This window comes from Chitinophaga sp. H8, assembly GCF_040567655.1.
Classification (GTDB): domain Bacteria; phylum Bacteroidota; class Bacteroidia; order Chitinophagales; family Chitinophagaceae; genus Chitinophaga; species Chitinophaga defluvii.
In genome coordinates, this window is sequence record NZ_JBEXAC010000001.1 from 875980 (window position 1) to 888354 (window position 12375).

At 37.4% G+C, this 12375-nt stretch carries 12 protein-coding genes; 4 read left to right on the plus strand and 8 right to left on the minus strand.

Annotated features, from left to right (window positions below):
• Window positions 1-107 precede the first annotated feature (107 nt).
• The 3 genes from ABR189_RS03380 (at window position 108) to ABR189_RS03390 (ending at window position 5314) form a co-directional block, all read left to right on the plus strand.
• Entirely contained in the window at window positions 108-2891 is a 2784-nt protein-coding gene (locus tag ABR189_RS03380) for a tetratricopeptide repeat protein (protein WP_354659034.1), read from the plus strand.
• Window positions 2892-3325: 434 nt separating this feature from the next.
• Complete coding sequence (locus tag ABR189_RS03385) at window positions 3326-4372, plus strand: nucleotidyltransferase family protein (RefSeq protein WP_354659035.1); 1047 nt, start codon at window positions 3326-3328, stop codon at window positions 4370-4372.
• Between the two features lie 9 nt (window positions 4373-4381).
• Window positions 4382-5314: an STING domain-containing protein gene (locus ABR189_RS03390; RefSeq protein WP_354659036.1), complete on the plus strand. Its 933-nt coding sequence runs from the start codon at window positions 4382-4384 to the stop codon at window positions 5312-5314.
• 64 nt (window positions 5315-5378) lie between these two features.
• Here the strand turns inward: ABR189_RS03390 and ABR189_RS03395 are convergent, their stop codons facing one another.
• From ABR189_RS03395 to ABR189_RS03420, 6 genes are read right to left on the minus strand one after another with little or no spacing between them, the layout of a single operon-like run.
• On the minus strand, window positions 5379-6032 hold the full coding sequence (locus ABR189_RS03395) for a hypothetical protein (RefSeq protein ID WP_354659037.1): 654 nt from the start codon (window positions 6030-6032) through the stop codon (window positions 5379-5381).
• An 11-nt stretch (window positions 6033-6043) separates the two neighbouring features.
• Window positions 6044-6676, minus strand: coding sequence for a 7-cyano-7-deazaguanine synthase (locus tag ABR189_RS03400; RefSeq protein ID WP_354659038.1), 633 nt, complete (start codon window positions 6674-6676; stop codon window positions 6044-6046).
• Window positions 6666-7997, minus strand: coding sequence for a nucleoside 2-deoxyribosyltransferase (locus tag ABR189_RS03405; RefSeq protein WP_354659039.1), 1332 nt, complete (start codon window positions 7995-7997; stop codon window positions 6666-6668). Before ABR189_RS03405 ends, ABR189_RS03400 begins: the two co-directional genes overlap by 11 nt.
• Window positions 7994-8371, minus strand: coding sequence for a hypothetical protein (locus ABR189_RS03410; RefSeq protein ID WP_354659040.1), 378 nt, complete (start codon window positions 8369-8371; stop codon window positions 7994-7996). The genes ABR189_RS03405 and ABR189_RS03410 overlap by 4 nt, the downstream gene beginning before the upstream one ends.
• Window positions 8372-8383: 12 nt before the next feature.
• Entirely contained in the window at window positions 8384-8914 is a 531-nt protein-coding gene (locus tag ABR189_RS03415; RefSeq protein ID WP_354659041.1) for a PIN domain-containing protein, read from the minus strand.
• Between the two features lie 5 nt (window positions 8915-8919).
• Window positions 8920-10230: an AAA family ATPase gene (locus ABR189_RS03420; RefSeq protein ID WP_354659042.1), complete on the minus strand. Its 1311-nt coding sequence runs from the start codon at window positions 10228-10230 to the stop codon at window positions 8920-8922.
• Window positions 10231-11302: 1072 nt separating this feature from the next.
• On the opposite strand from ABR189_RS03420, the gene ABR189_RS03425 reads away from it, so the two are divergent.
• Entirely contained in the window at window positions 11303-11482 is a 180-nt protein-coding gene (locus tag ABR189_RS03425) for a hypothetical protein (RefSeq protein ID WP_354659043.1), read from the plus strand.
• A 258-nt stretch (window positions 11483-11740) separates the two neighbouring features.
• On the opposite strand, the gene ABR189_RS03430 is transcribed toward ABR189_RS03425, so the two are convergent.
• Together ABR189_RS03430 and ABR189_RS03435 are read right to left on the minus strand one after the other, a co-directional pair.
• Entirely contained in the window at window positions 11741-11899 is a 159-nt protein-coding gene (locus ABR189_RS03430) for a hypothetical protein (RefSeq protein ID WP_168764094.1), read from the minus strand.
• Window positions 11886-12356: a PIN domain-containing protein gene (locus tag ABR189_RS03435; RefSeq protein ID WP_211977237.1), complete on the minus strand. Its 471-nt coding sequence runs from the start codon at window positions 12354-12356 to the stop codon at window positions 11886-11888. Before ABR189_RS03435 ends, ABR189_RS03430 begins: the two co-directional genes overlap by 14 nt.
• Window positions 12357-12375 lie beyond the last annotated feature (19 nt).

Sequence of the window (12375 nt, forward strand, 5' to 3'; positions counted from 1 at the left end):
TTATAATTTATGTTAATTGTATATTTTATTTTGACGATAAAAAAAATGTCAAAATATTTTGACAAGAAAATAATCGTCATTACCTTTGACGAGAAAATAATCGTCATATGATTGCTAAGGCCAAGAAAGAGGATTTGCTTTTTAGAAACAACACCGGAAATAAGTCAAGGGAAATTCTTGTAGAGGGGTTTGTAATTCGAATCAAGGAGTTTGAACAGATATACAACAATATCAAACGGTTGGGGGGAGGAAATGTTAAGCTGCGGCCGAATTTGGTAATAGGACAACGTGGTGCCGGTAAAACAACACTTTTATATAGATTGAAATATCAAATCGAGTCCGATCAGGATTTAAAGGGTAGGTTGTTTCCCATCATGCTAACTGAAGAACAATATAATTTGTCAGAACTGGTGAATCTGTGGGAGACAGTTGCAAGCGTACTTGAGGATAATTTTGGCTGGATTGGTTTCTATAGGGAAATTGAGAAAATTCTCACTAACAACGCTAAAGGTTATGAACCTTTAGTGTTTGATCTATTGGATAAGCGGTTAAAAAAAGAAGACAGGAACGTTGTTTTATTTATTGAGAATATAAGCATTTTCTTGAGGAAATTAGATCAACAGGCGAGAGAAAAATTTAAAGAGGTATTCACAACCAATTTAAATTTTCATTTATTGGCTTCTTCGACTTCTTATTTTGATGGATATATCAATTATGAGGAACCTCCTTACAACTATTTTGATATAACAACATTGGCTGGCCTAAGTCGTGAAGAATGTGAGGTTATGCTACTCAGAATTGGAAGCCAATATGGAGCAGAGGAGGATATACGTTATATAATCGAGAATCATCCAGGTAGAGTTGAGGCTCTGAGAAGGTTGACCGGAGGAGTTCCGAGAACTATTTCATATCTATTCCAGATTTTTCTTGACAACGAAAATGGTAAGGCGATAAATGATCTATACATATTGATAGATACTCTTACTTTTTTATATAAAGCAGAATTAGACCAGTTGTCACCCCAGCAACAAAAAGTAGTTGATGTCATTGCCAGAAAATGGGATGCCGTGTCTGTAAAAGAGATAACCAGGCTTACACGTTTCGAAAGTAAGAATGTATCATCTATTCTTGCTGCCTTAGAGAAAAATCAAATGATAGAAATTGTACGTACAAATACAAAGAATCATTTGTATCGAATCCGTGAACGCTTTATGAATATATGGTATCTCATGCGTTTTGGTAGGAAGCATGATAAAGATAGTATTATCTGGCTTGTTAGATTCTTCGATGCCTGGTGTGATGAGACCGAGCTAGCTAAAAGGGTCGCTGCGCACATAGATAATTTGAAGGGGGGAGAATTCGATGTTAATGCCGCAATTGATATGGGAAATACCTTTCTATCTTGTGAAAATGTTCCTCAAGAGCTAAAAATGCTCCTATACAAAGAGACTAAATCTAAACTTCCAGAAAGGTTGGCTAAGTCATTTGCCCCTGGTGATTTTATTTATCAAAAAATTCAATCACTTACGGAAGAGAAGAAATTTGATCAGGCTCTTGAACTATTGGAGCAGGTAACAACGAAAGATATACAGTATTATAGAATTGCAACATGGCTTTTTTTGGTCACAGGAAACTATAGTAAAAGTGTACAGGCCGCAGAGTATGTATTATCTTTTGATGAGAACGATGCTAGTGCTGCTCTTATACTGGGGATTATTTATGAGGATCATATACGTGATATTGAAAAAGCCGAGTATTATCTTAAAAATAGCCTTCAGCAGAAGACTATTCATCCGTACGCTGCAAGTAGAATGGGGAATATAGCTTATAAGTACAGGCATGATCTTGTAGAGGCGGAGCAGTATCATAGACAGGCAATTAAAAAGAATTTCAAGTCTTCTCTGATTTTTCTTGGGGATATATTTCTTCGTGAGAAAGAATTTGACAAGGCCCAAAAACTGTATTCTGAGGCTATTATTGCAAAAGTTGAGAGTGCGAATTCAAAGCTGGGTATTTTATATGCAACAATTAATGATACAAAGAATGCTAAAAAGTATTTCAATGAGGCTATAAGATTGAATGAAAAAGATGCTCTCATAAATATGGGTATCTGGTACCGTGTTAGGAGGCGCCCAAATTTCTCCAAGGCCGAGTTCTATTTCAAAAAGGCTATTGATGCGGGGATTGTAAAAGCCTACTGTCTTTTAGGGGATCTATATATGGAGGAATTGAAGGATGCAAGAAAGGCAATAGAAATGTTTGAATTGGGTGTTCAGCATAAAGATGCTGAATCAGCACATCAATTGGCACACATATATAGCGATAATAAAAATTACGAAGCGTCAGATGAAATGTTTGAAAAGTCGTTAGAACTTGAGAGTGGAAACGGAGTCACTTGTTTTATAGGTAGTATTTATGCAAGTGGCCGGGCGAATAAAAAAGAGTATGCCCTACACTTATTTAAAAAACATCTTCCTCCATTCGAAGAGCTGGATCTGTCCGATAAATTGTTGTATGCACGCATTCTGCTGTGGAATGATCGGGAAGAAGAGGCCTTGCATTATTTTCAAAATACTTATAAGGAATTATCGAAGGTTATAACTGAAACTGATAATGAGGATAAAGATTTGTCTTCATCTGTTAATTCAGTCCTCAACCAGGTCTCAAACTATATGTTTTTATTGATTGCCAAAGAAAGATATAGCGCGTGTTTGTCTTTGTTTGAAGAGTCTAGAGTTGATTTTAAAACAATGCTGAGACCAATTTATTTTCTACTTATGGAATATCTTAAGAAGGATTTCCCTTTAGAGTATCTGAAAGCGGGTGAGGAATTACAGGATACTATAAAGGAACTAAAAGTGGTAATAGATTTAATAAAAAAAAGACTCTAGCTATATGAAAAAAGCGAAGATGTGACAACAATCTCCGCTTTCCGAATCTTCAAATTGCTTGGGAAGGCAGTCCATGTATGTTATACATGGTATGTTTGAAGGTGGTTTTTGCGACAAGATACATTTTTTTTGTTTAATCGCAAGTTGTCCGGAAATTTTCAATGCCGACGCTAAAGGTTGAAGTGACGAAAAATGTATTGAATGAAGATATTAAGCGGTTAGTGAATGTTCTCTTTTGTCACCCATTCGACTCAAAACTTAACTTCAAATAATGGGTGCATATTACATTGCGCAGTAAATCTATTCTTAGATTATTTGCCAATCTATTTTTCATCATTTTTTTATTACTAACAACTTTCGGGGTACCAATATTATTGGTTCAGGTAATGTTATGCTAAATGTGAAACTCACTATTTAGGTAATATAGGATTACTATGCCCGTAACACAACAAAGAATTATGGCTATTTTGAATTACTCAAAGAGGTTATCAAACCTCCAAAGCAGAAGGTATGATAGAGAATTGAATGAGTCAATTATCTCAAAGTCCTTTTCAACGAGCGGGCTTCCCGATAATATTAAATATTTCTTAGAGTCAATGAAGCCTATCGATAAGAAGTATAATGACAGAACAATATTGGCGGCTGATAGGATAATGAAGCACTTGGAGGATGGGTTTGGATTGCACTTTGGGAGGGCGTATAGAAAACAGGGCTCTGTGCCGACACGAACTAATATCAAGGCGCATAGCGATATTGATCTGCTTACCATTATTGATAGATACGTTTATCAGGACCCCAGCCGTCCTAATACAAACCCATATACATTTTCGAGTCCGCCGGATGATATAAAACTATTGAGGAAGCAGGCATTGGAGATTTTGAGAGATATATATGATGAGGTAGATGATTCTAACGAAAAATGTATTACTGTCTTCAACAAAGCTTTATGGAGAAAGATTGATGTCGTTTTCTGTTTCTGGTATAACACCGAAGAATATGAAAGGACTAGTAATGAATATTATAGAGGTATTAAGTTTAAAGCCTCCAGCCTGACGCCAGACTATCCATTTGCGCATTTGTACCAGGTAAATCAAAAGGGAGATGCGACAATGGATGGGGCGAGGAGAGCAATCAGATTACTCAAAACTTTAAAAGCTGACTCTGATAATGATTTGGAATTGTTGAAAGGCTTTCAGCTTACCTCAGTTATTCATTCTATGGATAATAACCTACTTTATTATCGTCCTGGGAAGGATATAGATATTGCGCAGGCAGTATCTGGACATCTCAATGTTATTATTAATAACCCTGATTATCGGACTAGTATTCAAAGTCCAAATGGTTGTGAAAAACCATTTGGAGATTCTATGATTGTCAAAGATTTGAGGTTGTTGAAGGAGGATTTGGATACACTTATAGAAGACGCTTCGAAAGAAATTCGAGGTAGTTGGTCGGTTAAAAATGCTTTAGTCACATATTAGTACAGTTTTATGAATCATAAGCCAAAAATTTTTATAGGATCATCTAAGGGTGCATATAAGGTAGCAGAACTTGTTCGAGACGAATTGAGTAACGTCGGAGATTGCATCTTATGGCAAGATCCAGGTGTCTGGGAAGTCAACAGGAGTACATTTGACAACTTACTCAGAATGGTTGGGTATTTTGACTTTGGTGTTTTTGTCGCTACCGCGGACGATTTGACGTTGACTAATAGTAGCTTGGTTTTTGAAGCAAGAGATAATGTAATACTAGAAATGACATTGTTTTTAGGGGCGATGGGACGCGATAAGTCATTTTTGTTGGTCGAAGAGGGAATAAAGTTGCCAACTGACTTTAATGGCATATACATGCCTAGATTTAATCCGAAAGATGAGGCGAGTATTAAAGCGGCGTGCTCTGAATATGCTAAGAAAATCGAAGAGCACTATGCACTTGGACATCTAAGTTTGTATCCTACAACGGCCCTGGCAATTGGTTACTATAAGAACTTTGTTAAAGGTCTTGTAGACAGTGTTAGCTCTGCTAATCCATTGAGGTTTGATGGTAAGGAATTTACAGATTTTAAATTACGAGTTGTTATTCCGAGTGATTTGAAGGGCAATATTCGAGAAAAAGCTCATCAATTTTACAAACGTCATCGATTGGTCGAAAATGCAATAGAAACTAAGTTTAGAAAGCACCCGGCTTGGTTTCAACTTGATCTCTCAAATGCTCCGCATGCCTTCCTTTATGATATGCCCAGTACCTTGACTGGAATAGACGATGCAATAGAAATGATTTTGCAGAAAAATTATCAAGGAAGATCTAAGATGCAGGAGATCATTGAGCAAAGAGAATTAAATAATTTCAGGAGGGTTCTCCAAATGCAAATTGATAAGAGTCCATTTGCCCAGGAGGTAGTTGAAATTATTGATGAATTTTAGGTTCTAAAATGATACCAATTACGGGGAAATGTAATAGTTTGCCTGTAATTGGTATTCGATAAGTTTAGGCCAATTCAAGTTCAAGTTGTGATTTTTTAATAGAAGATTTAGTTGACATAAAATGCCATATGCTGTAGTCCAAAGAGGATCTTGAAATTTCAAGAAAATCTGCGGCATATTCAACTACTTTTTTGGTGGAGTAGTAGTCGTTTATTGTTACTTCCGCCATTTCAACAAAAGAGTATATATGTCTATCAACTGCCACAGTATCAAAGTCAAGTAATTTTAATAGGTAGTCTAACGTTTTGGGACCAATTCCATTCAATTCCAGAAACTTCAACTGATTTTCAGGGAAGGTTAGATAGTGCTTTAGATCAGTACACGTATTTATTTTGTTTTTTTGGGAAAATACCAGGACGCTCTTAATTCTATTCAATTTCGTGGAATTTTTCCATACTATAATGTTTTCTAATCCTTCTGAGGTAATAAGCTTTCCAAATTTATTTACGGTGTTTGCATTAGGATACAAGGTTAGTACTCTTTCAACTCTAGGCTTTACAACAGTTTTGTAATTCAAACTCGATTGTAATATAATGTCGGTATAAAGTGCGCCAATGTGATTGTAGCAAAGGTTATTACTCTTTTTATATACAGTAAATTCTTCGCCTAAATCTGTGATAAAGTTAGCTAGTTTTCTAGCATCTTTTGCGCAATTCATATTGTTTTATTTTAATATTCTTGTTCAATCTGTCTTATAGCTTCTAGTCTATCTACGCAGTTTGGGCAAGCTCCACACGGAATTATTGCGGACGCCTGGCATGAAAATGTAATTCCTATTGGAGCACCCAATTCAATACCAAGTTTAGCAACTTCATATTTTGATTTATACCTGAATGGCATGCTTATTTTTACTGACCCGTAATCACTCAATAAGCCATCCATTTTTTCAAAAAATTCATTCGAACAGTCTATTTCTTTGGCATGATTACTATTTATGAATGCCGAGTACACATAAGAATAGCCAATATTGCGCGCAAATGTAGCACCAATTGTTAATAATAATAAATTTCGATAAGGAATATAAAGATCGTCCGCAGAAATTTCGTCATTCCAGAGATCGGCGGCTTTGATAAATTTAGATTTTGATTTTTTATAAACTGATTGAATATCAATTGATTCTATTTCTTCTATTTTGTTAATGGGCATAACCTTCCTTAATGTTTCAAACTCAGTTTCGGCGCAATGTTGTCCGTAATTAATAAATAGCGGAACAAAGTCAATTTCTTGGGCTAGCAGCCAATATGCCATAGTCGTTGAGTCTAGCCCGCCAGACGCTAAAAGGACTCCATTTTTATTTCCCATACCGAAATATATTACTACTTTTTATAAATACTTCTGAAATTATTACGTCTAAATCGCTTGAAATTACATCTGGTAATTCTGTTAACATGCAGTTTGTAGCTCTATTAAACGGATCATAAACTATACTTGGTATACCTTTCGCAGCCGCCCAGCCTATTTCTAGAAGAGTGCCAGGATCATCATATAACAGTACTCCGATTAGAACAGAACATTCACTTAGCATAACCATATCTTTGGCAAAAAGTTCTTGTCTTCGCGCTTTTGTAGCATTCACTTCCATTTGACCATTTTCTTTTATAGGTCTACGAGGTGTGAAATTATGATAAATGAGATTTTCTACTAATTTATTTATGGGAGTTGTATCTATGAAATCAAAATCAGGAGCTGCTATATAAATATTGATTTTTTTTCTAATTTCCCAAGGAAGGAAAGTACCACCTAAATTAGTCAGATCCACCAAATTGGATTTGAGAATTCTCGTTACATTATTCTTAAAATCATCTGGAAATGTTGTTCCCGCATATTCTGCTGCAATCCATGAAGATAAAATCATTGCTTCTTTTAGCTTGCTAGGATTATGCTTTACTACACAGGCTGCGAAATAAGCATCACCTACACCAACAGAATGCATGATTGGACGAGTTTGAGATGGTGCAAAGGCACTTTCTTTCCTAATAAAATCCAATCCACGGCTACCTCCCCTGTTTTCCTTCAAAATTATCGTATCCGTATAATCTTGAAACTGATTAAAGAAATCATCCAAATTATTTTCAAATAAACTTTTAAACAAATTCGAAGAGGTAGAGACAAAAATAGAGCTCAGCTTTTTAGAAAGTTTATTGAAAAATGAAATGTCACCGATATTGTTTGCGACATCTACATGGATTTGACCATTCAAAGCCCCGATCAAATTTATCATATCATAATTACCTGATATCAATAAATAATCTGTATAATCTGCACTTCTTATCTTTTCATATGCGGACTCATCATATTCGATTTGAATCTCATCTCGCAACAAAAACTCGTATCCCTGATCTCCTGTTTCTTTAGCTTCTGAAATTAAAAAAACATATGGCGATCCAACCACGTTACCTAGCTTAGTTATTTCTTGGCAACCAAGGGAATTCAGATACTTAAAAACAGAATTGTCTAAATAAGATGGCGCAAAATAGGCAACCCCGAAAGGAATATCCAAGCTCCACAAAGTCCTTGCAGCATGTACAATCCCTCCCATTCGAAGCTTAACATCTGTTGTCAATGTCTTTAAGGTAACATCAACAAGAATATCTCCAATAAGGCAAATCTTTTTTCTTGTCATAATAATGGAACTATATCAACATTCACTGAAGGCGTCGAAGTAATTGATGAGGCTGTTACAGTTCCTCCGTACTTAAATTTGTCGTCCAGACAATACTTAATATAATTAAATTTTGTTGGGAGGTAGCCAATCTCTTCCTTCAATTTATTTTCAACAACTAATCGAACCCCATTAAAGGAAACAAAAACCTCTGTTTCAACTGGCGGGACATTTCCATAGTTAATAAAATAAAAACATCGTCCCACTTCTTCCAATGAGCAACTGAATGCTTCACCACATTTGTCTTTTCCACTTGATCCCCCGTTAGCTCCTTCTGAGTTGGTCGGCTTATGCCGAGAGTAATCGCTAAAAGATCCGCTACCTGTACTTCCCATAGTTTTTATATTTTATTTTTTCTCAAATATTTTTTGTGCTGCTGTAAGTTTTTCTCGCTGAGCATTAGTTGTAGATATACATGGCTTACAAATCTCAGCAATATTCGCATCTGACAAGAGAGCTTTATTATTACGTGACCTATATATCTTAGGCCTGCTGGATGTATTTGAAAAAAATAGACTGTGCTTAAAATACGGGTATGCTCGTTTATCTAACGAACAGACCAATTTGCATCCAGAGGCAATCAATAAGCCAACTAAATGTTGATCATCAAAATCAGGATGTTCGATTTGCTGTGAAACGTTCGCTTCTAAAGCATCGACTTTAGCATTGCTTATATACACGGCCTTGTGAATACTTCTCAAAGTAACAAACAGCCGCAAATAGTTTTCCTTTAACTCTTTAACATATTTCGATCCTCCATATACCACTTTCCCCCTTCCTTCCATCAACCAGGTAAATACAGGTTCAAATTCTTCGTGGTTGTCAGAATTACGAGAAAAGACACTTGCTAATGTATTTGTATCTACTACAATGCACATAAAGGTTAAATTGTTAAAAGGTCTAGTTGCTCTTTTATAAAAAATTCCCTAAATTCTTTAGGTTGTTCTTCTGAATATGAACCATCGCTTCTAATCTCAATAACATCCAATGTGTTATTTACGCCTACTCTCTTAAAGAAGACAACCTGTGAAATGTCACCTATAGTGGCTGATGAATTCTCTCGATATTCCCTATTTACCCGAAGCCTAAATCTATCAATTGTGTAATCACTATGTGTTTCAATAATGAATTTCTGATGATCACGATTATTAGACTTAAATAAAAAATCACCCAAAGCGGCTTGTGCTCTAGGATGTAGATGTACCTCTGTTTGTTGAATGGCAAAATATGTTTCCTTAGGTCTCGCAATAATTTCGATAAGTATGGGTAATATTTGAGATACTCCAAATCCAACATTAGCTATATTAACGAATCGCCCACCAATCCCTATGAGTATTTCAATAGACATACCCTTATCAGAACTGCTATTAAGCAAATTTATTTTTACGTCTTCGAAAAGACCGCTATCATAGCCGAATTTTTTAAGAATGTCTTCTACCGGACCTCCAGTAACTAAAATCTCACTTAAGACATATGGAATGTGTTCTCCTCTTGAGCTAAAAGACAGAGTGAAGTCATCATAGGTTTTTCTAGGTTCTGCACGAACAGGAGCAGTATAGGCAATCGGATTTAAAAATTGGGGTTTAGTAATTTTAACTAATGACGATGATAATTTTGTTGATTTTTCATTTTCTATTCTGCGAGTAATTATTGTTTGAAGTGTAGATAATATAGATTCAATTCCTGTAAATTGAATTTCTTCCCGGTAAAATAAATCATTATCCAATTCGTTATTATCAATCCAACTCTTAAAGTACTGCTCGACAGTTAAGCCTTTAAATTTTTCATCCGCTATAATAGCATATCGATACTTGAGGAAACGACCATCAATTGAGGCTTGCAAGTCAATGGTATCATTTCTAAATCGAATTTCTTTAAGACTTGGCAAATTGTTTTCATCAATGAACTTTAACTTAATAGCAATATTATTGTCATTGATTTCCTCACTAAAGATACCCAATTGAAAAAACTCTTTATTAGTATCAGAACTAATAATTTCAGAAAAACTACCTAAACTTATCTCTGTGTTGTTGAATTTTTGGTAGTACCAAAATCCGGGAGAAGAGAGGATAGTTAGTAATTTTAAAACGGAAGTTTTTCCGGTACTATTTTCTCCAATAAAAAAATTAACCTCTTTCAGAGATAGAAAGGTAGATTGAAAACCTCTAAAATTATCAAAGTATAAAATGGGCATTCGAGGAATTTTTTATTTTACTTTTTTGTTGCCAGATATCTACGGTGTGATTAAACCAGCTTTCAGATAACCTATGTTCAATAGAGGGGTATAATATTGATATATAGGGTAAATCTCAATAATATAGGAACTATCCCTGATTTAATTTGTACAAAAGGCTAATTCACAGGTCCATGTTCACAATCTGATATATGAAATAACTGAAAAATGAAGCTAATGTTCACAACATTATGCTTGAACAATATACAAATTTATACTGAATATATATCCAATAGATTAATAGGGGAAATAAGGTCTCACTCCGGCGTCAGTCGGCAAAAAGGGCGCCAGGCCCTCGCTTGCCCCTTCCGCTGCGCTACAGGGGCTGCGCTCCGTCCTGTCACCCTTTTCGCGCTCCCTCCGCCTTCGTTCGGGCAGCTCCCGGTCTGGCTAAGGGCTGTTTTTACAATTGGTGGCCTTTATGCCTGCCATCCCTCCGCTGCCCATTTTGTCCGCCCCCCGCCCGCCACCCCCGGCCTTTCATTTTTGATTTTGCCGTCCGCTGGCGCTCCCGGCCAGACATAGGTCGAAGGCGCGGCCAGCTGCGGCTCGCCCTCGCTTGGCCCTTCCGCTGCGCTCCAGGGCCTGCGCTCTGGCTGCCGCCGCAGCGGCCGGGGGTGGAAGGGCGGCGGGGGCGGGGCGACAGTAATCCTATTTAGCGGGAGATTATAGCTGCCCAACATTTGTACCCTGATCAACAGCTGGGAGATGAACGGGGAGAATAAAGCGGAGATCATAATGGGACAGCATTTAAATGAAAAAAGCGAAAAAGAAGAAAGCAAAAATACCCAGCACCAGGTGGATCTACCAAAAGACTACGGCATAAAGCTTTAGAATATATTCTCAGCATTTTATCCTGCACCAGCGACACCAAGCCATCGGACGACATCACCCACGCATTTATTCCGTTTCCTTTTGGTAGATCCACCTGCGCTGGGTGCGAAGAGGGCTTTCTTTTTTTCCCTTTTTTCTTTTAAAAGCTGCCCCCCGGAGCGTTGAACACCAACCTTTTAACCCCCTAAACACAACCATTATGTTTTACATTAAAAAGTTTGTTACCTACTGGGCCATCTACAATTGTGCTAATGGCGCCAGCCGTTTGCTCACCACACGCGAGCAGGAAGCCGTTGCCCGGGAGTTTCCGGAGTTGACCTGCCGGCAGGTCGTCACAGTGTACTTTGCAGCCGTAAACAGCATAAAACTAATGCCGTAAACAGATAGGCCCGGGATTATCCCGGGCCTATCTGTTTACTTCCTTTGAAAAAGCGGTTCTTTCACGCTCGGCAGCCTCCAGACCGCAGTGGTCCCCCCAATGGATCGGCCCCGGCCTCGCCAACACACGGCCCCCGCACCTGGCTAAACAGGTGAATTATCATAAAGCCTACCGGCACAGCAAAATATTGCCGATCTGCCATACCGGCAAGCCTTTACTAATGCTGTTGTGAATTTGGGAAAAAGGAGGTGGGGAGGGTTAGCGCCTTTTTAGGGCTTTTTGTTCCAGGTGAAATTTTTCCCTGGCTTCTTTCAGGTCTTTCAACAATAAATCAGGATGGCCCCAGTACTTCAGGCTTAACTCTTCCCTGATTTTTCTTACTTCAGCCACTGCGTCATACTTTTTACTTTTTTTCATGGTCATTTGGCTTTAAGATTTCGCGCGGGGTCCTGATTTCAATTATGCGGTACCCCATACGCAAATTTATAGAATTATAGAGTTTAATCCGGTCAAGGTTTACAATATGTTTAAAGTTCCAGCTGGCGAGGATATCAGCACCGTGCAGCGTAGCCAGCGCTATATGTAGTGCATCGTTATAACATTTATTGCTCAAAGCTCCTTCCGCAATATAGGTTTCCGCCAGTTTAATCGCTTTGGGATGGCCTTTGATCTCAATCTTATAACGGTTCGGAATTTCTGTCAATTTGGCCTTTACTTCATCTTTCGCAGGGTCCAGCTCCATCATCACTATATCAGACAAAAGCAGCTTTTTTATACCTAATCTGAACTCATTAAGCAGCGCATTGCTGTGTTCTTTAAATTCCTTATCAAAACAACCTCCAATAACTGAGGTGTCAGTATAAACATGAATCATAAAAATGGTTGGAGAGGTT